This is a genomic window from Flavobacterium anhuiense (genome assembly GCF_004151235.1).
GTDB lineage: Bacteria > Bacteroidota > Bacteroidia > Flavobacteriales > Flavobacteriaceae > Flavobacterium > Flavobacterium anhuiense_A.
Map to the genome: position 1 here is coordinate 485,986 of NZ_JUIV01000001.1, position 23,475 is coordinate 509,460.

Consider the following 23,475-nt stretch of genomic DNA (forward strand, 5'->3'; position numbering starts at 1 on the left):
TTATTTTATAAAAGTAAAATGCGGTTATGACAACAGTATGTCAGTAATAAAATTAAAAATAAAGTTTTGAAAAATAATACGTTATGTGTTTTAGTTTATTATTGGAGCTGTTTTCTTAAATCTAAATTGAGATTGTATTGCTCTTCAACAGGGATAATTTTTCTTTGTACTTTATTGATATCACTTCCTTCTTCTGACCATAGAAATGGATAAAAATTGAAAACCTGATCGCCTTGTAAAGCAATCACTTCTTTTTTCCAATCTTCCCATCGGCTGCCTTCGTAATATTTGTCGAGATTATTATTAAAACAGAATTCTAAAAATTGCGAATAAGTAATATCTAGTGGTTCATATTCTAAATTATCTGGAGCAAAATAATATATTTTTCCTAGATCTGTTCCAAATGCACCTCCGTTTAGCAAATAAAAACCACCTAGGGCATCGTCGGCAATTAAAAGATAGGAAGGCGTTTCTCCAAATTCTTTAAAAGATTTTCCTTTGTTCCAATCGGGAAGACTGCGATTTAATTTTGCGTTTCCAGAACCTAAAATTCTAATCCAGCCGTTGTCGATTAAAATTCCTCCAGTTTTATACACTATAGCGCCCATTGGCGAAGCGGTTGTTACTTGCGTGTGATACAAAGCGTCTTTTGCTTTTTGCGGATCTGCGGGAAGAATTTCAACTTTATTTTTAGCAGAAGCGGTCCATTCTTTTATTAATTTCCATCCAGAATCATTTTGATCGATAAGTTCGTTTACAGGTCGCATTTTTGTTTGTGAAAAGGTTAATGAGGTTAAAAAAGTCAAGGCGAATAGAGGGAAAAATTTCATTTGGTTTTTATATTAATAGGGTTTGGTTAATAGTCGAATTAGAACTCCTTTGCGTTTTACAATGTTTTTGTAATCCCATTGAATTTCTTTGCTTTTTTGTAGCCAGCGTTTTAGGTCTTCTTCATTTATCTGGCTGGCGTTTGTATAGCGCATTTCGGCTGCTTTAAACGAACCTTCGTTTTGGAGTTTTTCTTCTTCAAAAGATTGTCCGCTCCAGAATAGCAGTCTTATGGAATCTTTTAATTTGCTGTAACCTACAATTGGGTTTCCGTCTAGAAACCAAACAGGATGGGCATGCCAGATTTTGTTTTCGGCTTCAGCTAAGTTTTTATGTATAATTCTATAAAGAAGATCGCAGATTTCTTTGTTTTCTGCCGTTTGAGAATCGTTGTAATCCTGAATCTGGTTCATATCTTTAGCATTTTAGGTTATTCTATCTCTTTTGTTAGTTCAAATAAAATATAAGTTCCGTTGCTTGAATGCCCTCTCGATTTTTCTGTAAATCCTTTTTTGATGTAAAATTCAATGGCTTTGCTATTGCTTATAAGGCATTTTAAAGTAATTGGAAACACTGTCTTCTTTATGCAAGCTTTTAATAATTCTGTGCCAATGTTTTTTCCCTGATGTTTAGTGTCAACGTAAAGATGATGGATAAAATTGTTAGGCATCCAGATCGAGATAAATCCAACAGGAATATCATCAATAAGAGCGGCCAGAATATATTCACCTTGAGTTTGCTTGTCAAAATCTTCTAATCTAAATTCTGATAAGTTTTGTTCTGTAAATGTTCTTTTTCTTTCATCTAGAAATAATTGTCTTAAATGCTGCAAATCGATATTTCTAGATTCTATTATAGTTGCCATTTATAATTTAAAATTAACCAGAATAAGACATTTATTAAGGTGAGACAAGATAAATAAAAAAATCCGACTTGCTTATGCAAATCGGATGTTGATTTTATGGTTGAAGCTTTTTCATAAATTCATTTGATGCCAGTTCCAAAGCTTTATAATAGTTTCCTTTTTTAAGTTCGGGAACAGAATAGGTACCAATTATGTTTTGTGTATCTTCAGTGCTTAACTTGTATTTTATAAAATCGACACTTATCACTTGAATTTGCCTTAATTTTTTACTTAAGATGATTAAAAGAGTAGGGTCTAACCGAGGATCTTTTGACAGAAATTTATCCAATTCCAATGTATATTCTTCCAGCGACTGAAATGGTGCGTAAGAAGGAGTTGTGATAACAACAATTTTATAAAGATATTTCTTTTCGAAACCATTTAATGTAGTATTCAAAGACTGAAGTTCGGCTGGTGCCAATATTTTTTCGAAGTCATTAACACAGTCTGTAGATCCTGAGAAAGAGTTTTTTAATTGAGAAGCAAAATCAGTATCATTTTTTGTTTGGGCAGATAGTAGGACTGAAGATAACAGTACCAGCGTAAAGAATAATTTTTTCATTCTATGGCAGTTTAGATTTGGTGCAGCAAAAGTAGCATATTCTTTATTTTAAACAGATGAAAAATAGAATAGTTTTGGTTTTGAAATGAAAAATATTAGGTTTTCTAAAAATAAGAATCCGATTTGTGAAAACAGATCGGATTTTATTTTTTTTATTGTAATATAGGCAATAAATGATCCCATTTTAATTCCTTGGCAAAATCAAAAGCAGTTTTGCCAGTTTGGGTTTTTGCATTTTTGTCTGCTCCAGATTCGAGTAAGACTTCTACAGAAGTCTGGTTTCCTGCAATTGTTTCACGATGCAGAAAAGTATATCCTAATTCGTCTTGGCTGGATATTTCTTCAGGATTATTGGCAACGAATTCAATAAGACTTTCTTTCATGTTTTTGCTCATTGGGTGTTCGATAAGATTTTCAGGTTTTTCTTTTTGCTCATTTACAATCAGAATATCATTAAAATCGCCAAAATCTAATCCCCAAGCTTCATCGTGAGATTCTCTTTCTTCTTCGTTCATTTCAGAACGCATAGCCTGTATTGTAAATGCGCCATAAGTGTGTCCATTAATGGCAAATAACCAGTCACTGATTTGATTTATCGGAATAGCAATTTCGTCTCCGTTATTTACATCCGTTAATTCGTTCGGATCGTTTACTAAAATTCCGTATATAGTTTCGCCGTCAAAGTTTACGTCGTTAATCCACATGTGTTCTACGATAGTTTCGTTGTCTATTTCTTGTGTAAAAGCTAGTTTTACGCATGCAACGTCCAATCCTGGAATTATTCTTCTGTATTCCCAAGAAAGTTCTCTCCAGAAGTATTTAAACGTTTCTTGAGCTCTTTTGTAAGCTTCAATCATTTTAGGGTTTTCCCCGTCGGCGTAGAATATTTTTGTTTCTTCCATAAAAATGAACATTTAAAAATGATTGATAAAAGTAATCTTTTTATTACTTTAAAAGAAGTGATATTTAATGATTTTTATATTCAATAATAAAAAAAATCCGATCTGTTTTCACAAATCGGATTTTATAAATTGAGAATTATATATAACCGTAAAACGGTATATTTTTACAAGTGAATTACTTCGCCGTAAGCATCAGCTACAGCTTCCATAACAGCCTCGCTCATTGTTGGGTGAGGGTGGATAGATTTAAGGATTTCGTGACCTGTAGTTTCTAGTTTACGAGCTACAACTGCTTCAGCAATCATGTCTGTCACACCAGCACCAATCATGTGGCATCCTAACCATTCTCCGTATTTAGCATCGAAAATTACTTTTACGAATCCGTCAGCATTTCCGGCAGCTTTTGCTTTTCCAGAAGCTGAGAATGGGAATTTACCAATTTTTAATTCGTAACCTTTTTCTTTTGCTTGTTTTTCTGTTAAACCAACGGAAGCGATTTCTGGAGTTGCGTAAGTACAACCAGGAACGTTTCCGTAATCGATTGGGTCTACGTGTAAACCTTTAATTTTTTCCACACAGTTGATTCCTTCAGCAGAAGCTACGTGAGCTAAAGCCTGACCTGGAGTAACGTCTCCAATTGCGTAATATCCTGGAATATTAGTTTCGTTGTAAGCGTTTACTAAGATTTTATCTCTGTCAACAGCAATACCAACTTCTTCTAATCCGATGTTTTCAATGTTTGTTTTGATTCCAACTGCAGAAAGTACGATATCAGCTTCAAGAACTTCTTCTCCTTTTGCTGTTTTAACGAATGCTTTAACTCCAGCTCCAGTTGTATCGATACGCTCAACAGAAGAGTTCGTCATTACTTTAATTCCTGATTTTTTCAAAGAACGCTCAAATTGTTTTGAAATATCTTCGTCTTCTACAGGAACAACGTTTGGCATAAATTCTACGATAGTTACATCTGTTCCCATTGAGTTGTAGAAGTGAGCGAACTCAACTCCGATTGCTCCAGAACCAACAATAATCATAGATTTTGGTTGAGTTGGCAATGTCATTGCCTGACGGTATCCAATTACTTTTACACCATCTTGAGGTAAGTTTGGCAACTCGCGAGAGCGAGCACCAGTTGCGATGATAATGTGATCAGCGCTATATTCTGTAACTTTATTGTCTTTATCAGTAACGTCAAGTTTTTTTCCTGGTTTTAGTTTTCCAAAACCTTCAATAACGTCAATTTTGTTTTTTTTCATTAAGAATTGAACTCCTTTGCTCATTCCTTCAGCAACACCACGGCTGCGTTGAATAACAGCAGGGAAATCTTTATCAAATTCAGAAACTTTCAATCCGTAGTCAGAAGCGTGCTTAAGGTAAGCAAAAACTTGAGCAGATTTTAAAAGCGCTTTTGTTGGGATACATCCCCAGTTAAGGCAAACTCCTCCAAGATTTTCTTTTTCTACTACAGCTGTTTTAAAGCCTAATTGTGAAGCTCTAATCGCTGTTACATATCCTCCAGGACCACTTCCTAAAACAATAACGTCGTATTTCATTTTTTTTGCTTTTAGTATTAACTATCGAAAATGAAGTTTATATTTCCGAAACTCATCTTTCGATTTCTTCTTTTGTTATTTGTGATTGCGAATTTAAGGATTTATTTTATATGAACACCTGAAATTTTGTTTTTAAAGGCAGAGATTTTGGTCTTTTCACAGAAACCGAATGAATTGTGAATTGTAAATTGTGAATTATGAAGTGTTTTTTGTGATTTTGACGATAAATCTGAAAAATTTACATGATTATTGAGTGTTACTCTCAACGAGCCAAAAAGCTTTGTTTGTAGGCTTCGACTCCGCTCAGCCTGACAGTGTTTTGTTTTTGCACATAATAAATAAGCCACAGATTATTAGGATTAAAATGATTTTTTTTTAAATCTGTGTTAATCTGTGTAATCTGTGGCTTTTATAATTTTTTATTCAGATGGAAAGACTTCGCGTGGGCTTCGACTCCGCTCAGCCTGACAATCGTAGATACAATTAAAAATTAGAACTAAGTTGACATTTTTCATTTTACAACTCATAATTCATAATTAAATTTTCACGTGTCCCCAGTTTTCTCCGCTGGCAATTCTTCTGATCTGCATTTCGCTTACGCCAAATTGTTTTGCGATCATTTTAAGACGTGTTTTTTGTTCAGGTCTTGCAAGGATTTTTTTGATTAACATCACTTTTGTTGTGGTTAATTTTCTTCCGTCTGCTTTGAGATTGTGTTCTATTAAGTTCTTTTTTGCCTGAATAACGCGAGGGCTTTTACGACTATGCGCCATCATCTCTTGTTTGGTTGCCCAACGCAGATTGCTTATATCATCGTTTGCTCTGTTGTAATCTAAATGCAGAACGTACGTTTGATCTTCGGATTCTTTAGGGATAAAATATTGAGCGACTAGTTTGTATAAAAATAGGTATTTATTAACGATTTTATCGTCTTTTTTTACCTTAAAACGGAAAGTTGGATATCCGTCGCTTAAGCCGCCTTTTAAGATGCGTCCGTTTTCAATATTGTCGGTAAAACTTATTAATCTTCCTCTGTTAGAAATGGCGTATCTTAATTGTAATGAGGCATTTATTTCTATTTCTTTGAATTTTTCATCAGGATAAAATCTATTTTGTGGCATTGTCTTTTACATTTGATTTCTATATTCTCAAAGATAAATAATAAACCAAAAATTTCAGCTATCTTGCTGATTGTGAAAGGGCAATTTTATGATTTCTATAACGGTAATTTAACGTTTTGACGTCTTTTTGATAGTTTTTAGTCGGATTTTAAATCACAATTTATCAAAAATGCAGTTTTCTTGCTTTTTGATTTTACATGATTTTATAGCTAAATAATTGTTAAATTACTGATCTAGCCAGTTTTTGAAATTATTAATTTCCTTTTTACTAATGAAAATTGCATCAGAATCGGCTGCTGGAACATTTAAAATCAATTCAACTTTCTGATTGGAGTGTTTTACAACTTCTTTTATACTGTTTCGCGTCACAATATATTTTCGGTTTATTTTAAAGAAATGAAACGGATCAAGACTGTTTATAATTTCTGTTAAGGTACTATTGTACAAATAGCTGTTTCCTGATTTTACATGAATAAAAAGATGCTTTCCAGTCGCAGTAAAGTAAGTGATTTCACTTTCGTTAATAGAAATCAGCTTATAACCGTGATTTACCAAAAAATGGCGCTGGATTTTATTGGTTTCAGGATTTTCTATTGCCACTAAAGATTGAAGCGTAGAATCACTGTTAAAGCTATCTTTTATTTTTTTGAATTTCTGAAGTGCTTCCAATAATTCTTCTTCTTCAAATGGTTTTAAAAGATAGTCGATTGTAAAATGTTTGAAAACCGAAATGGCATAAGAATCGTAAGCGGTTACAAAAATAACAGGGCAGGAGATATCTGCTTTTTCAAAAATTTCTAGACTTTTTCCGTCACCCAAATGAATGTCCATAAAAGCAAGATCGACTTTGTTTTCGCTAAAAAATGCTACGGCTTCTTTTACCGATTTTAAAATGCTGATTGTTGCAATCGATAAGACGTCCTGCTGTTCTAAAATAGATTTTAGATAGCTAGAAGCAAGGTGTTCGTCTTCGACAATAGCAATTTTCATTTTGCAGATATTTATAGTGCAAAGATAAAATCAGGAATTCTTATACGCAATAAAGAGTACGTTTTGTTGCATTGATTTTATAAAAAAAAGGCCTAGCTGTAAAAACTAGACCTCTTTAAAAAAAACAATTAGGTAAAATTATAGATTGGGATTGTTCAATCTCGCGTTTGCTGGGTAAATAAGAGTATAACGCGGATCATTTTGGATTAAAGTATAATTTACTCCTTTTAGGGTATGAACAATCTCTTTTTGAGTTGTTCTTCTTAAATCAAACCAACGCTGACCTTCAACAACAAATTCACGTTGTCTTTCTGCTAGAATAAAGTTTGCTAAATCTGCTGCATTCATTGCATTTACTTCACTTTCAAGCTGTGTGTATCCTGTTGCAGAGTATCTGTTTTTTACAAAACTTAAAACAGTTTTTTTAGCATCTGCAATATTGTTCAGTTTTACAGATGTTTCCGCTTTTGTCAAATACAATTCAGAAGTTCTGATTGTACATTTGTTTTCATCGAACCTTCCTTTTTCAATTATGTAATGACTTCCACTAGTTGAAAAGTAAAGAGGAAAACGTAAATCTGTTGCTTTGCTATAAGCATTAATCAACTCTGGTGATGCAAAAGAAGATTCCATGATGTCGGTAGTATATCCTGGCTCTATAGCTAAAATAGATTCTGCAGTATCAAACTTTGTTGGAATAATAGGAGTAGAGTTTAGATTAACCAGATTGCTGTTTATTGCAAGTGCTTTGTTGGCAGCATCTAAAGATTTTTGCCATTCTTGTCTATAAAGATAAATTCGGCTTTCTAAGCTGTACAAAGCCACTTTAGAAAAGCGGTAGTTAATGCCTTTAGTTTGAGAACTTACATTGATTAATTTTTCGGCTTCATTTGTGTCTGAAAGAATCTGATTGTAGATAACTTCAACAGTTTGCGGAACAAAAGCTTGCTCTAAGTCGATTTCTAAAGCTAACGGAACTGCTTTGTCGGAAGCAGCTGTTGCCGCATTGTATGGTTTTCCAAAAAGATTTACCAAGTCAAAATAAGCTAAAGCTCTAAGTGCATAAGCTTCTCCAATTAATTGATTTTTTTCAGGAGAAGCATCCAGTTTTTTCGAAGCTTCATTGATTACTACATTCGTATAGAAAATCGTAGTGTATAGTTCATCATATGGAAAAAATTTGGTAAACTGATCTGGGTTTCCATCCTTCCAGATATGAATGTCTCTGTAAGAAACAGTTCTGTCACTATCTTCATTTAAAACCAATTCGTCTGTACGCATCGACGTCAATGCTTTATGTTCTGGATATATGGAATAGCCTGTCGTTAAAACAGCTCGAAATTGTGGTAAAGTTTCTGGAATCACTTTTCCGATAGGAGTAACATCCAGATATTCATCGCAACTGCTTACAGCAATTGAAGCGACAAAAAGAAATATATATTTTGAGATTTTTTTCATCTTTAATTGTATTAGAAAGTTACATTAAGTCCCATGGTAAATGATCTAGGAACTGGCTGCGCATAAATGTTTCCGTATGTTTCAGGGTCAAAGTATCCTTTAAAATCTGAACCTACTACAAATAGGTTTCTCGCTTCAACATTTAATCTGATGCTTTGAATGTTAATTTGATCTGTGAAGGCTTTAGGGAATGTATAACCTAAACGCACACTGCTTAATCTCATGTAGCTCATTTCGCTAACCCATGTATCCAAATAGTTGTATGTAGGCACTTGATTTGCTCCTGCGAACCATAAATAAGCTAAATAAGAATCTCCTGTTCCAGAATCTTTACTTGTAATTCCTGGCAAATTAGATGATGTATTTGTTGGCGACCAAGCATTTAAGATATCTGTAGTATAGTTTTGCCCTCTGTCAACTTGTGTTCCGTTGTAAGGAGGCGTTTTAACTACAGTTTGTTTTAAATTGAAAGCTGCCGCAACTGTTAAATCAATATTGCTTATTTTGAATGTGTTGGTAATACCTCCAGTAAATTTCGGGTCTTTGTCTCCTAAATAAACAAATAAGTCTCTGAATTCTGCTGGTGTTAAACTTGATTGAGCAAATTCTCCAGGGAAAAAGTCAGCATAAGGATCAAATAAACCAAAGAAAGTTTGTGCGTTTACAGTTTCTCCTTTTTTGTTTACAAATAATGGATAACCGTTTTCATCAATTCCGTTTGTTTTAAATCCGAAAACAGCATTTACAGCATGACCTTCTTGGTTTGGTGTATAAGTGTTGTCGCGAATTTCTAAACGGTCAACATTACTCTTGTTGTGTGCAAAGTTTATGTTTGTTGTCCATTTAAAATTTGGGCGATCAATGTTTTTTGTCGCAATAGCGATTTCATAACCTTTGTTGCTTACTTGCGCCCAGTTCATATTGGTAAACTCAAAACCATTTTCTAATGGCAAAGATCTCATACCAATTAAGTCGGTACTTTTTCTTCCGTAAGCATCTGTAACAATGCTGATACGGTTATTAAATAATCCTAAATCTAAACCAAAGTTGGTATTTTGTGTTTTTTCCCAACGCAATTTATCGTTTGGCGGGCTTGTAACAACGATTGTTGGTTCTGTTGTTCCAGGTAAAATAGTGGTTATTTTGTTGTTCCCCATTACGTATGGCGAAGTTCCTTTATCAATATTACCTTGTAAACCGTAAGAAGAACGAAGTCTTAAATTAGAAATCACTTTACTGTCTTTAAGGAAGTTTTCTTGAGAAACTAACCAAGATCCAGAAACAGACCAAAGCGGCAAATATTTGTACTTAGGATCTACACCAAATAAGTCAGAACCATCGTATCTAACACTTCCAAAGAAACTATATTTTCTGTCATACGTATAAGAACCAGTTGCATAAAATGAAGCAAAAGCGTTTTCGTTCTGGCTTTTTACGTATGTTCTATACTCAGGACTGTTTGCAAAGTCTGAATTTGGAAAAATAATCTGCTGTGTTGTCAAGGTATTTTCGTCAAAACCAAAACCTTTTGTAGCAATACTTGTAGTGTAAGTTCTTCTCAACTCATTACCTACCATTGCTTCAATTTCGTGTTTTTCACCTAAGGTTTTGCTATAGTTAACCATTGTTTTTAGGTTATACTGAAAGAAATCGGTGTTTGAATTTTGAATAATACCGCCATTCGGAAGGAAATAATTGAATTTTCCGTCTTTGTAATAACGTGTTTGTTCTTTTGTTCTTCTTGTAAAATAAGTGTCTGCAGAAGCAAATTTTTCGCTTGAGCTATTGTCTAACTGCAAACCTAATTGGCTAGTTACTCTTAAATCTTTTGTAATTTTATATTCAGCATCTAATAAAGCCTTAACTGCTCTAGTTTTTAAATCGTACGAAGTATTGTTTCTTTCTTCGATGATATTGAAAGGAACATAACGATCAGAATAACCAGCGATGTCCGGGTCGTATTTATAACTTCCATCAGGATTATAAGGAGTCAAGTACGGATTTACGTTTCTTGAATAATTGGCTGGATTAGTAAAACCACTTGTATCTGAGATGTAAGAAGTAGTTTTGTTTTCAGAACCAAAAATACCAACACCTACTTTAAATTTATCAGTAATGTCGTAGTTGTTTTTTAACGTCAAATTGTAACGTTTAAGTCCCGTTCCAATTGTTGTTCCTTTTTCGTCATAATATCCTAAAGAGAAATAGTAATCAGATCTTTCTCCACCTCCAGATAAACTTAATCCGTGTTGAGTATTGATAGCAGTTTGGTATAATAAATCACCCCAATTTGTATTGATGCCTCTTAAGTTATTGATTGACTGCTGTGTTTGTGGAGTTAAAGAAGAGAATCCACCGGCTCTGTATGCGTCTAATTCATTCGCTCCATTCAGGATACGAGCAACATCACCACCGGTGTCTCTGTATGTCAAATCTGCACGACTAGCCAAACCAAGTTCAAAATCAACTTTTTGATTAGAATTCATCAAGTTTAATTTCGACATTTCTGGTTTTAGCGTAATAAAAGTATTTGTGTTGAAGTTAATCGACATTTTACCGCTTTTTCCTTTTTTGGTAGTAACAACGATTACTCCGTTTGCAGCACGTGCACCATAAATAGCTGTAGCTGCAGCATCTTTTAAGATCGTAATATCTTTAATATCGTCTGGATTTAAACCAGCGATAGAGTAGTTGTTTAATACGTCGATATTATCTTTATCATAATTTTTAGGAACATCATTGTTCTCTAACGGAAGTCCGTCTAATACCCATAAAGGATCTTGTGATCCGTTTAGAGAAGCCGTACCTCTAATTCTGATTTTTGCAGCAGCTCCTGGCGCTCCTGATGGAGTAGTAACCGCAACTCCGGCAACTTGTCCAACTAATAATTGGTCGATACTAGAAACCCCAGCTTGCTGAATCGAGGCCATATCTACTTTTGTAATAGCAGATGTCAGCTTTCTCTTTTCAATTTTTTGGTATCCCGTAACTACAATTTCCTGAAGTTTTGCGACCTCAGATTTTAAGTTAATTGTATATTCTTTTTGAGCAGATAATTCAAGGGTATAAGGCTGATATCCCATGAAAGTGATTCTCAAAGTTGTAACTTTTTTTCCTATTTTTAATTGAAATTTACCGTCAAAATCTGTAGTAGTTCCAATGCTTTCACTTTGAATAATTCCCGATTGTGATGTTTTGCTTCCAATAGAATTGTTTTCAACAAAAATTGAAGCTCCAGGAATAGGCTGATGATCATTTTCATCTAGAATAATTCCCGAGATGGTTCGGGTTTCCTGCGAGTATCCTGCGATGGCCAGGAACAGCAGTAAGGCTTGTAAAATTTTCTTCATGTTTTTGGGTTGTGTATTAAAAGGTTGTATTATTTAGAGCTTTTTCGATTCGTTGGATCAAATCGCGGTAATGGTTTTGGGTAGATTGGTCTCCTGTACTTTTTTTAGTTTTTAATAATTGAAGGATTTTATTTAGTTCTCCTTTTTTATCAGAAGTCACCTCTGTAACTCTTTTTAAAGAAGATTGATTAATATTTCTTACCATGTGAGCATCGTCTAAATAGGTGCACAAATGAGGCATATTTAAAGTCTGCTGAATGTCTACTAATTTTTTTGCATCTGTTTTTTCAAACAATTTGTTAGTCGAAACAACCAAAACATCTACATAATTCTTTTGCGTCATACGTTCCAGAATAGATAATGATTTATTAGCAATTGTTCCAGCAAAAACACTTTGATGCATTTTTTTTAACAAATCATTTACGGTAAAAACCAGATCTTTGGTTTTGTTGCGCTGATATAATTCGTTTTCAGTCATTCTAAGCAAACGATCATCGCTGAATAAATCATACATAATACTGTATTGCAATTCTCTAGAAAGTGTATACGGAGTATATTCGTATGGACCAAGCGGAGAATCTTTCAGCGGGTTTGTTTTGTTCAAAATGTCATTAAAGAATAGCCATTGCGGAATGGTAATCACATTTTTAGCCAGATAATCTGCTGCTCTTTTTTGCATCGCTGCAGGAACAGGAATGTAGCTTTGTTTGTTGTCGCCGTGAACGGTTGTATTCAAATAAACACCGCCAATATTGTTCATTACATGTCGGTTGTACATTTGCCATTGACCGATGGTTCCAATGTATAATTTTCCAGTTTCATAATACGACTGATCTTTATCGTAAGTCCAGTTTAAAATATTATCTACAACACGTTTTAAGTTTTTCAAACCGTATTCGCTTGCTTTAACAGCATCATTTCCTAAATCTTCAGATTGTGAACGCGGGTCAATTATATTTTCCTGCTGCTCTCCATAAAAATAAATGGGGTCATCTTGATGTTTTGTAATTAAGGCGTTTAGTTTTGTTGTTTCGTTGTCGTTAGGCGAGTACCATCTGTAACCCCATTCAATAGCATACTTATCATATTCTCCAATTTTCGGAGTAATAACCGTTACGTTGTCTTCTGGTTGTGCTACATAATTGTAACGAGCATAATCCATAATTGATGGTGCAGTTCCGCCCATTTTTGCTGTGAAATCTTTAGAACGCAATGATTCTACATCATAAGCAAAAGAAGAACCCATATTATGTTTTAAACCAAAAGTATGACCTACTTCGTGAGACGAAACAAAACGAATTGCCTCTCCCATATGTTCGTCACTAAATTTATTTCCTCTAGCTTTCGGGTCAATTGGCCCAGTCTGAATACGCATCCAGCTTTGAAGCGAAGTCATTACATTATGCCACCAGATAATATCGGCTTCAATAATTTCACCGCTTCTTGGGTCAACTACAGAAGGTCCCATAGCGTTTGATTTTGGAGATGCAGCATAGGTAATTACAGAATAACGTACATCATCAATATCAAAATCCAAATCTTTATCAGTAGGTTCTTTTGCGATAATAGCGTTTTTGAAACCCGCTTTTTCAAAAGCTGCCTGCCAATCGTGTACTCCATCAATAATGTATTTTCTCCATTGTTTTGGAGTTGAAGGATCGATGTAATAAACGATTGGTTTTTTCGGCTCTACTAATTCACCTTTTAAATATCTTTCTTCGTCTTCTTTTTTTGGTTCTAATCTCCAACGAGTAATAAGTTCTTTTTCAACCATTGCCTGTTGCGCATCTGTGAAATACCAATGTTTTTCAGAAAAGAATCCAATTCTATTATCAGAAAAACGAGGTTTCATTGGCACTTTATCCAATAACACAATATTGCTTGTTACGCCAAGCGTTACTGATAATGCTGGTCCGCCTTCACTTACAGAAGTAGTCAGTTGCGACTTTACAACAATATTTTTTGGAAAAGATTTTACACCTTCTATATAAGAAAGATCAGATTTTACAGAACCGCCAAACCCAATATTGCTCAAAACATCATTGAAGCTTTTTTGTTTTCCGTCAAAAATCTTATTTACTTTAATCACAACAGAAGTCGAATCGTTGTTTTTGGTCTCAATATCAAAAACTTCAATAATAGATTCTGCAAAATTATTTTGAACCGACTGTGTAATCGCATCTTCTTTTGGTGAAGAAACCTTAGGGACATACGATTTTACCCAAACTTTCTTTGCAATTGTATCTTTATAAAAACTAATGACTTTGTTTTCATAATTCATTCCTTTGTTTAAACCGGCTTCATTTACTTGAAAAGGAACTTGAGATAATTTGTTTACAACTAAAAATTCTCTTTGGAACAAACTGTCTTGAATTTCAAAATAAACATCGGTTTTAACTTGAATAACATTAAACAGTCCTTTTTTGACAGAACCTTTTTTGATAAGGTCATCGTATTTTTTACCTTTTTTAGAATCGGTAGAATCTTTTTTAATTTCAGTTGCAGCCTCTTTTTTGTCTTTCTTCTTTTTTTGAGAATGAACAGTAAGTGACGATAATAGTAATAAGGATATGCAAAATAATATCAAATTATGCAGGAATGATTTTTCCTTCATCAGATGTTAAGTTTAGGTTAATTTTCGATCCGAAACTATTTTATTTTAGTTCAGAAAAAAAACAAAAAGGAGTGAGTGGCTTTTTTTTAGGAGTGAATGGATATTAATGGAAGAATACAAACAAAATAGCCATCTTTTTCTGATGTCTTAAATTCTGTTTTTAGATAATAATTGTAAATACTCTTTAGGTAATTTAACCCAAATTTAGTGCTTGGTTCAGCAGTCAATTTCTTTTGAAGCGTATTGCTGATAATTACCTGATCTTCTTTAATCAGGATTTTTGTAGTAAGTGGACTTTCCTGAGTGGCTCTGTTATGCTTAATAGCATTTTCGACCACAATCTGAAAAGCAAGATAGGGGATGTGTTTGTTTAATGCAGCTTCGTTTTCAATTTCGATAGAAAAGAATAATTCTTCCTTAAAACGGGTCTGCTGTAAAAAGATATATTTTTGGATAAATAATAATTCGTCCTTCAAAAGAACAATGTTCTTTTCTGGCGGATCAATTAAATAACGATAAATGCGAGATAGGTTTAAAGTAAATTTCTGCGCAACTTTAATATCGCTTCCAATTAACATATAAAGCGAATTGAGCGAATTAAATAGAAAGTGCGGATTTATCTGCTCTTTCAGTTGCTGTAGCTGAATAAGAGCTTTTTCTTTGATGATTTTTTCATTCTCAACCAAGAGTTTATTTTTCTCTTTTATGACAATTCCTTTTTCTCTGTAAGCACGTCTGTTGGCATAAGAGAAAAGATAAAAAATCAAAAGAAGCATTATTGTGGTAATCGAATAGATCGAAGTTGAATATCTTTTAACCAAAGCTACATTTTCATCTGCAACCATTTTTGGAACATTAACACAGACAAACCAGTTTGAGTTTTTGATATCTAGTTTTTTGGTAAAACGAATAACATCCAATTGCAGGAATTCAGATAGAGTTGTTCTTTTTGCAAAATCTTGTTTCTTGCTATAAATGGTGTCAGATGGGTTGAAAGACGAAATCTTAAAAATATTTTTTCCCAGAAAAGCAATTTCCGGATGGTAAATGCAGGTTCCTTTTTTATCAAAAACAAAGGCGTAATTAGTGGCCGTTTTGGTTTTGTCTATTTTAGAAATATAACTATGAAGCAATCTAAGATTAATATCATAACCATATTTTACAACGGTTTTATTTTCTGAAACCAATTTGAAATAAATACGCCAAACCCATTCGTTTCCTTGCGGAAGAATTACGCTGAGATGTTTGATGTTTTTGTTTTGAAGAAGAAAAGCCTGGACATTATTTTTAATTTCGCTCGAAACGGAAGGATTTCCATATTGAATAGCATTATCATTAATCTGAAACCAATTGTTTGCAATCAGTTTATTATTGGTCTGAAGTGCCGAAAGAAGCTGTAAATTATTGTCAAGGTTTCTTGGATTGCTTATTTTTAAAACCTGCTCAATTTTTTTTTCCTGTTCCAAGAACTTCGAAAACTCTTCGGACATGAATTCCTGTTTTTTAAAGAAGTTACGTGTCGCTACATCATCATTCGATTTTTCGGTTAAATCTGTAATCAAATTGCTCAGGATATAAACCGACGAAACCGTAATCAGAATCGAAACAATAACGTATATTAAAAAAGCACGTCTAGAAGTAATATTTTTTAATCTAAATTTCAAAAAGCGACATCATGACTTAGTTTGCCACAGCAAATTGCGAGTCATATAAATTTTTATAGTAACCATCGGCTTTAAGTAATAATTCCTGATGAGTTCCTTGTTCAACAATCAATCCCTTATCCATCACCACAATTTTATCTGCATTTACAATTGTTGCTAATCTATGCGCAATAATAATAGAAGTTCTTCCTTTTGTAATCGTTTCCGTTGCACGCTGAATCATTTCTTCAGAATACGTATCGATCGAAGAAGTGGCTTCATCCAAAATTAAAATACTTGGATTACTCACATAAGAACGTAAAAAAGCAATAAGCTGGCGCTGACCTGAAGAAAGCATAACGCCTCGCTCTTTTACATCAAAATCATAATTGTCTGGAAGATTCATAATAAAATCATGAACACCAATTTTCTTTGCGGCATCAATTACCTTATCTCTTGTAATTGCTGGATTATGCAAAGTGATATTATTGTAAATCGTATCGGCAAACAAAAACACATCTTGTAAAACAACAGCGATTTGTTTTCTTAAAGAAGCCAAAGTGTAGTTTTCGATATTTTCTCCATCAATGCAGATTGTTCCGCTATTGATTTCGTAAAAACGATTTAATAGGTTAATAATCGTTGATTTTCCTGCTCCTGTAGAACCCACAATGGCAACAGTTTGCCCAGCTGAAACCGACAAATCAATTCCTTTTATAACTTCTTCTTCGGGAATATAGCTGAAACGAACATCCTTAAATTCGATGCTTCCGTTAAAAACAGGCGCTTCAATTGTTCCTGTATCTTGAATATGATCTTGCGTATCGATAATATCAAAAACACGATTGGCAGCAATCATTCCCAATTGCATCTCATTAAATTTATCCGCAATTTGCCTTAACGGATTAAAAAGCATTCCGATAAACATGGTATACGAAAACAAATCTCCAAAAGTCGTAAAATGATCACCGTTCAAAATTCTGAAACCGCCATAAACCACAACCAAACCTAAAGTAATAGACGAAATAATATCGGCGATAGGGAAGAAGATAGAGTTGTACAAAATCGTCTTAATCCAAGCAACTCTATGTTTGTTATTGATTTCTTTAAAGTTTTCTGCTTCGATTTTTTCGCGGTTAAAAAGCTGAACGATTTTCATTCCCGTTACGCGTTCCTGAACAAAAGAGTTCATGTTGGCAATCTGAGTTCGCACTTCCTCGAAAGCCACCTGCATTTTGCGTTGGAAAATTCTCGTAACATAAACCAAAATTGGCATAGCAATTACCACAATCCAAGTCAGTTTCCAGTTCATGTAAAACATAAAAATCAAAACCACAACCATTTTCATCAAATCGCTTATAATCATAAACAGACCCTGACTGAAAATACGAGCAATCGATTCAATATCCGAAACGGCACGCGTAACCAGTTGCCCAACCGGAACCAAATCAAAATACTTCATTCTAAAACTCAGAATATGCTGAAAAAGTTTGGTTCTAATATCTTTTACAATGTCTTGACCGAGCCAGTTGGCCCAATACACAAAGTAAAACTGAGAAAAGACCTCCATAAGTAAAACCACTCCCATCAAAATGATGTACAGCAGCAATCCCATTTTATCATGAGTTTTAATGTAACCGTCAACCGTTTCTTTAAGTAAATAGGGACGAAGCGCGGCAAAAATAGACAGCGAAATGGCAAAAATAATTACGCCGTAATAACGCCATTTATAAGGGCGGGTATATTTTAAAATTCGTTTGAATAATCCTGTGTCGAATGCTTTTGCTTTCATTTATTTTTAGGAGCTGTTTCCTGCTTTCCGTTACAAGTTTTTTTCAAAAATATGTTTTTGTTTTAATTTTTATAAAGCTTCCGTTGGTCGCTCCATAAAAATTACAAAAACTATATTTTTTTCAAAAAAGCTTTTCACTGCAATCAGGGCTATTAAATGTAATCGTAATAAATATTGGTTAAATATAAACCATGTGCTGGGACAGAAAACCCTGCTTTTTCTCTGTTTTTGCTGGCAATAATATTTTCAAAATCTGCCAGCGTGATTTTGTGCAATCCTATATTAATCAAAGTTCCCACAATGGAACGAACCATATTTCTTAAAAACCGATTTGCCGAAATGGTAAAAATCAGTTTTCCGTTTTCTTGTTTCCAGAACGCTTCAAAAATCGTGCAATCAAATGTGCTGACATCAGTATTCACTTTTGAAAAACACTGAAAATCGGTATGCTTCAATAATAATTGTGCCGCATCATTCATTAAACCTACATCAAGTTTCTGTGTCACATACCAGCTCAGTTCCTGTAAAAACGGATTTTTAACGGTATTGATATGATATTCATAAGTTCGTTTTGTTGCGTCAAATCGGCAATGTGCATCATCGTGAACTGGTAAAATATCAAAAATCGCAATGTCTTTTGGCAAATACGAATTCAGTTTATAAACCAAAACCGGAATGTCTAAAGTCTTTTCTGTATCAAAATGTCCGTACATTTCGCTCGCATGAACACCAGTATCTGTTCTTCCAGCACCCATAATGCTGATAGTTTCATTTAATAAAACCGAAAAAGCCTTATTTAAAGTTTCCTGAACTGAAGAAGCATTTGGCTGAATTTGCCAGCCATGATAGTGTGTTCCGTTGTAAGCGAATTGAATAAAATATCTCACTGTTGAGGTTCAAAGGTTCAAAGGCACAAAGGTACAAAGGTTTTTTTAAACGATGCTAAGATTCTGAGGTACTAAGGTTCTAAGTTTTTTCTTTTTTAGGAACAAAGGTTCAAAGTTGCAAAGAGGCAAAGGTTTTTTTAAAGATACTAAGATTCTGAGATGCTAAGGATCGTCAGATTGGAAAATTGTACTTATATATAGGTATGCTACTTTCGGTATATTTTTAAACTAATAAACACCTATTTTGATAAAATCTAAAAACAAAAACTTAGTCCCGTAGCATCTTAGCGTCTCAGAACCTTTGTTAAAATCCTTTGAAAACCAAAATGCAAATCACAGTTTGTTCTGCTAAAAATCGTGTCGGAAATTGAGAATTCCAACGATTTAATTAAAAACATTTTTTAACATTTTTAGTCAGAAATTTCTAAATGTTAAATTTTGAAATTTTTCATTTTAACATTTCATATTTCTCCTATGTTTGTATCACTAAAAAACAAAAACTATGAATGAAATTACCTCTTATTGGTGGATACTTTTAATTGTATTTGCCATTCTTTTTTACAAATTTATTTTGCGCGTTTTCTTCGGAATGGTAATCGTTCCTGAAGATAAAATTGGTTTGGTAACCAAAAAGTTTGTTTTGTTTGGCGCAGACAAATCATTACCCGATGGTCGAATTATCGCAACAAAAGGCGAAGCGGGCTATCAAGCCAAAACACTTGCTCCAGGATTATATTGGGGAATGTGGATTTGGCAGTATTCAATTGATATGACTAGTTTCACGTTAATTCCGGAAGGAAAAATTGGACTAGTTCTTAGTAAAGATGGAAAAGAAATTCCAACGGGAAGAATCTTAGCCAGAAGAGTAGAAAGTGACAACTTTCAAGATGCAACGGCATTTTTAGACAACGGCGGACAAAAAGGGCGTCAGACCGCTTTTATTACAACAGGATCGTATCGTATCAATACGTTTTTGTTTGAGATCATAATTACAGATCAAATCAAGATCTACGAAAACATGATTGGGATTGTTACAGCGCTAGATGGTGAACCAATTCCGCAAGGGCAAATTGCTGGTAAATTTGTTGATAATCACAACAATTTTCAGGATTTTGATAAATTTCTTGAACATGGCGGAAACCGTGGTTTACAGCCTCAGGTGATGTTAGCGGGTTCTTACTACATCAATACATGGGGAATTTTAATTGAGCAAAACCCAATGACAGACGTGCCAATTGGTTACGTTGGTGTTGTGATTTCTTATATTGGAGAAGATGGACAAGACGTTACGGGTGACACTTTTAAACACGGAAATATTGTTTCAAAAGGGCAGCGCGGTGTTTGGATGGAGCCTTTCGGACCAGGAAAGTATGCTTTGAATAAGTACACAACTAAACTAGAACCTGTTCCAACAACAAATTTGGTTTTAAACTGGGCCAATGCAAGAAGTGAATCGCATGATTTAGATAAAAACCTTTCTACAATTACAGTTCGTTCAAAAGACGGTTTCCCATTCAATCTTGATGTTGCGCAAATTATTCACGTTCCAGCAGCCGAAGCGCCAAAAGTAATTGCACGTTTTGGTAGTATGAACAACTTGGTTTCTCAGGTTTTAGAGCCAACAATTGGTAACTATTTCAGGAATTCAGCTCAAGACAGTGATGTGATTTCATTTTTGACTACAAGAAAAGAACGTCAAGAATCGGCTAAAAACCATATTAAATTAGTTCTTGATGAATATAACGTAAATGCAGTAGATACCTTAATTGGAGATATTGTTCCGCCAGATTCGTTAATGAAAACTTTGACAGACAGAAAATTGGCAGAAGAAGAGCAGAAAACATATCAAACCCAAAAATTGGCGCAAGAACAGCGTCAGGGAATGGAAAAAGAAACCGCAATTGCAGATATGCAGAAAGAAATTGTACGAGCTTCGCAAAGTGTTGAAATCGCACAGCGTACCGCAGATGCAACGGTTAAGAAAGCAGAAGGAGATGCAACAAGTTTAAAACTGAATGTAAATGCAGAAGCAGAAGCTACAAAAATGCGTGCAAATGCTGAAGCCGAAGCTACAAAAGCAAGAGCAGGAGCCCAAGCCGAAGCAACAAGATTGAACGCTAGCGCAGAAGCTGAAAAAATCTCAAAAACTGGTTTGGCTGAAGCGGAGAAAATCATGGCGATTGGTAAATCTACTGCAGAAGCATACCAATTGCAAGTTAGTGCAATGGGTGGAGATAACTTTACCCGTTATAAAGTAACCGAAGAAATTGGTAAAGGAAATATCAAAGTAATTCCAGATGTCTTAATTTCAGGAAACGGTGGCTCTGATGGTTCAATCAGTGGTTTATTAGGATTGAAATTGATGGAAATGATGGATACCAAAGATTTAAAAGAAGGAAAAAATCAAAATACTAAGAAATAATAAAGTTCCCAAAATACCTGACAGGTTTTTAAAACCTGTCAGGTATAATAGTATACAAAATCCGATCTGTTTTCCAGATTGGATTTTTATGTTCGTAAAGAAAATAAATTTTATGAAAGACACTCTGCAATGCGTCTAATGTACGTTAGAAAGTAACTAAATTAAAGATAAGACGAAAGATACACAGCAGTTCGTCTCTATAAAAAACCTTTGTACCTTTACTGCTTTAAACCTTTGCGCATTTTTCGAAAAAAATGAAAAAAATCCTTCTCCTTTCCGATACTCACAGTCACATCGATGATACAATTTTAAAATATGTTGTTCAAGCCGATGAAGTCTGGCATGCTGGAGATATTGGAGATCTGAGTGTTACGGATACCATAAAAAAGTTAAAACCGCTAAGAGCAGTTTATGGAAATATTGACGATGCAAAAGCAAGGTTAGAATTTCCGCTAAATAACCGTTTTTCGTGCGAAAATGTATCGGTTTGGATTACGCACATCGGTGGTTATCCTGGGAAATACAATCAGAATGTTAGAGAGGAATTGGCTTTGAATCCGCCGAAATTATTTATTTGCGGACATTCGCATATTCTGAAAGTCATGTTTGATAAAAAGCATAATTTACTGCATATGAATCCTGGCGCGGCTGGAAAAAGCGGTTTTCATAAAGTGAGAACCATGCTTCGATTTGTAATTGACGATGATAAAATAAAAGATTTGGAGATTATTGAGATAGGAGCCAAATAATTAATGAGGCAACGGAATCTGAATTTTTATTTTAGTTCCCTGATTTTCTTTTGAAACAATTGATAATGAACCTTTGTATTTTTTAATTCTGGCTCTAATTCTATTTAAACCAAAACCTTCAGCATCTTTTAGTTTTTGAGTTTTAAAACCAATTCCGTCATCATAGATACGCAAGACCAATTGGTTATCTTTTTCCGTGAGAGAAAGTTTTGCTTTTTTGGCGTTGCTATGTTTTGTGATGTTGCTGAACAATTCGCTGACAATAAAATAGATTTTCATTTCAAATTTTTCGGCATATCTTCTGCTGGTCGGAATAAAGCTTGAAAACTCAAATTCAATAGCCGAATTGGAGTTTTTTTCGCATAAATCTTCTAAAGAATATATTAACCCAAAACGCACCAAAAGCGACGGAACAAGATCGTGAGACATATCTCTTAAAAGTTCGTGAGCTTCAGATAAAATAGCTTTTGCTTTCTGTATTTCGTCCGATTTTATATTGTTTTGTGCTGTAAATGTATTTAAATGTAATCCCGCTGATGATAATAGCGAATTGATATTGTCGTGCAGAAAAGAAGCAATTTTTTTGTGCTCTGCTTCTTGAGAATCAATGCCAGAATTGATGATATCGAGAAGGATTTTCTGTTTGGTATCTTTTCGTTTTATTTTTTGCTTAAGCTTATTGTTTTGATATAAAAAATATAGCAAAAGAAAAATGATAACTGTAAGTATAATAGATAAGCTGACGATTTTCTTATTTCGTAACTGTTCCGATTTGCTAATAGGTTTAATAGTTGTTTTATTATCAACTTGAGTTTGAAGAGCTTTTGTGTTTACAGTGTCTTTCGGCTGTGCAAGACTAGTTGCTTTAACAGCAAAAAATAATAGCAAAGAGATAAAAAAACGAAAAACAGACATAAAAGCAATTGTTATGGATTAATCAGATTGTTTTTAAGAGCATATTTTACCAAGCCGATTGTACTTTTGATATTCAGCTTTTTCATGATGTTTTTACGATGCGTTTCAACAGTATGCGAACTAATAAAAAGCTTTTCACTGATTTCTTTTCCGCTGTATTCCAAAGCAATCAGAATAATGATTTCAATTTCTCGAGGACTTAAAATTGGATTTTCTATAATCACATTGTGATTCAGTTTCGGACTGTCCATAAAGGAGTTGAAGATTTTTTCTCTGACCGCGTCGCTAAAATATTCCTGGCCTTGATATACAGCTTCAATCGCTTCAATAATATTTTCTCCAGCACAATTTTTTGTAAGATAGCCTTTTGCTCCCAGTTTCATTACTTCTTTAATGATTTTTAAATCATCATAACTAGATAAAATGATGACTTTACAAAGCAGTTGTTTTTTATTAAATTCTTTAAGGGTTTCAATACCATCTTTTTTAGGCATGCTGATGTCTAAAATTAAAACATCGGCTCGGTCTTTCACAACATCATCATAGACAGTTGTGCCGTCTAGTGAAGTTCCTGCCACTTCAAAGTTTGAAACGGTTTGAAGTAAGTTGGATAATCCATCAATTAAGACCTGATGATCGTCTGCAAGATGAATTCTTATTTTTTGTACCATGATTATTTGAATTCGAAAAAAAAAACAAAATTATCATGTAAATTATATTTTATTATGCTCTTTAGGTTTGATTTATAACATAATAGGGTAAAAAAAAACCCGAATAAAAATTCG

At 34.0% G+C, this 23,475-nt stretch carries 18 protein-coding genes; 2 read left to right on the forward strand and 16 right to left on the reverse strand.

The genetic code is table 11. From position 1 onward, the window contains the following. Positions 1 to 98: 98 nt before the first annotated feature. The 14 genes from NU08_RS02075 to truA form a co-directional block, all read right to left on the reverse strand. On the reverse strand, positions 99 to 830 hold the full coding sequence (locus tag NU08_RS02075; RefSeq protein WP_207214053.1) for a DUF2625 domain-containing protein: 732 nt from the start codon (positions 828 to 830) through the stop codon (positions 99 to 101). Between the two features lie 12 nt (positions 831 to 842). After that, positions 843 to 1,241 carry a DUF1801 domain-containing protein gene (locus NU08_RS02080; RefSeq protein ID WP_129745632.1) on the reverse strand — a complete coding sequence of 133 codons (399 nt, stop codon included), beginning with the start codon at positions 1,239 to 1,241 and terminating at the stop codon, positions 843 to 845. Positions 1,242 to 1,258: 17 nt separating this feature from the next. Continuing rightward, positions 1,259 to 1,693 carry a GNAT family N-acetyltransferase gene (locus tag NU08_RS02085; RefSeq protein ID WP_129745633.1) on the reverse strand — a complete coding sequence of 145 codons (435 nt, stop codon included), beginning with the start codon at positions 1,691 to 1,693 and terminating at the stop codon, positions 1,259 to 1,261. A 94-nt stretch (positions 1,694 to 1,787) separates the two neighbouring features. After that, positions 1,788 to 2,294 (reverse strand): TPM domain-containing protein, encoded by a 507-nt coding sequence (locus tag NU08_RS02090; protein WP_129745634.1) that lies wholly within the window; start codon positions 2,292 to 2,294, stop codon positions 1,788 to 1,790. A gap of 152 nt (positions 2,295 to 2,446) precedes the next feature. Then, positions 2,447 to 3,196 (reverse strand): DUF2314 domain-containing protein, encoded by a 750-nt coding sequence (locus NU08_RS02095; RefSeq protein ID WP_129745635.1) that lies wholly within the window; start codon positions 3,194 to 3,196, stop codon positions 2,447 to 2,449. 164 nt (positions 3,197 to 3,360) lie between these two features. After that, a complete protein-coding gene (lpdA, locus tag NU08_RS02100) occupies positions 3,361 to 4,749 on the reverse strand; it encodes a dihydrolipoyl dehydrogenase (RefSeq protein WP_129745636.1) in 1,389 nt (462 codons plus the stop codon). A 536-nt stretch (positions 4,750 to 5,285) separates the two neighbouring features. Further along, positions 5,286 to 5,870 (reverse strand): NUMOD4 domain-containing protein, encoded by a 585-nt coding sequence (locus tag NU08_RS02105; RefSeq protein WP_129745637.1) that lies wholly within the window; start codon positions 5,868 to 5,870, stop codon positions 5,286 to 5,288. Between the two features lie 225 nt (positions 5,871 to 6,095). Next, a complete protein-coding gene (locus tag NU08_RS02110; protein ID WP_129745638.1) occupies positions 6,096 to 6,860 on the reverse strand; it encodes a LytR/AlgR family response regulator transcription factor in 765 nt (254 codons plus the stop codon). Positions 6,861 to 6,998: 138 nt separating this feature from the next. Beyond that, the gene (locus NU08_RS02115; protein WP_129745639.1) at positions 6,999 to 8,318 is read right to left on the reverse strand and encodes a RagB/SusD family nutrient uptake outer membrane protein; all 1,320 of its coding nucleotides are present in this window, start codon (positions 8,316 to 8,318) and stop codon (positions 6,999 to 7,001) included. An 11-nt stretch (positions 8,319 to 8,329) separates the two neighbouring features. Next, entirely contained in the window at positions 8,330 to 11,668 is a 3,339-nt protein-coding gene (locus NU08_RS02120; RefSeq protein ID WP_129745640.1) for a SusC/RagA family TonB-linked outer membrane protein, read from the reverse strand. 16 nt (positions 11,669 to 11,684) lie between these two features. After that, on the reverse strand, positions 11,685 to 14,282 hold the full coding sequence (locus NU08_RS02125; protein WP_129745641.1) for a zinc-dependent metalloprotease: 2,598 nt from the start codon (positions 14,280 to 14,282) through the stop codon (positions 11,685 to 11,687). An 86-nt stretch (positions 14,283 to 14,368) separates the two neighbouring features. Beyond that, positions 14,369 to 15,946 (reverse strand): histidine kinase, encoded by a 1,578-nt coding sequence (locus NU08_RS02130; protein ID WP_129745642.1) that lies wholly within the window; start codon positions 15,944 to 15,946, stop codon positions 14,369 to 14,371. 16 nt (positions 15,947 to 15,962) lie between these two features. Further along, on the reverse strand, positions 15,963 to 17,717 hold the full coding sequence (locus tag NU08_RS02135) for an ABC transporter ATP-binding protein (RefSeq protein ID WP_129745643.1): 1,755 nt from the start codon (positions 17,715 to 17,717) through the stop codon (positions 15,963 to 15,965). Between the two features lie 152 nt (positions 17,718 to 17,869). After that, the gene (truA, locus tag NU08_RS02140; RefSeq protein WP_129745644.1) at positions 17,870 to 18,604 is read right to left on the reverse strand and encodes a tRNA pseudouridine(38-40) synthase TruA; all 735 of its coding nucleotides are present in this window, start codon (positions 18,602 to 18,604) and stop codon (positions 17,870 to 17,872) included. A 502-nt stretch (positions 18,605 to 19,106) separates the two neighbouring features. On the opposite strand from truA, the gene NU08_RS02145 reads away from it, so the two are divergent. Beyond that, positions 19,107 to 21,026: an SPFH domain-containing protein gene (locus NU08_RS02145; RefSeq protein WP_129745645.1), complete on the forward strand. Its 1,920-nt coding sequence runs from the start codon at positions 19,107 to 19,109 to the stop codon at positions 21,024 to 21,026. A 254-nt stretch (positions 21,027 to 21,280) separates the two neighbouring features. After that, complete coding sequence (locus NU08_RS02150) at positions 21,281 to 21,775, forward strand: metallophosphoesterase family protein (protein ID WP_129745646.1); 495 nt, start codon at positions 21,281 to 21,283, stop codon at positions 21,773 to 21,775. Here the strand turns inward: NU08_RS02150 and NU08_RS02155 are convergent, their stop codons facing one another. Then, a complete protein-coding gene (locus tag NU08_RS02155) occupies positions 21,776 to 22,690 on the reverse strand; it encodes a sensor histidine kinase (RefSeq protein ID WP_129745647.1) in 915 nt (304 codons plus the stop codon). Between the two features lie 11 nt (positions 22,691 to 22,701). Then, positions 22,702 to 23,361: a response regulator transcription factor gene (locus NU08_RS02160; RefSeq protein ID WP_129745648.1), complete on the reverse strand. Its 660-nt coding sequence runs from the start codon at positions 23,359 to 23,361 to the stop codon at positions 22,702 to 22,704. Positions 23,362 to 23,475: the final 114 nt, after the last annotated feature.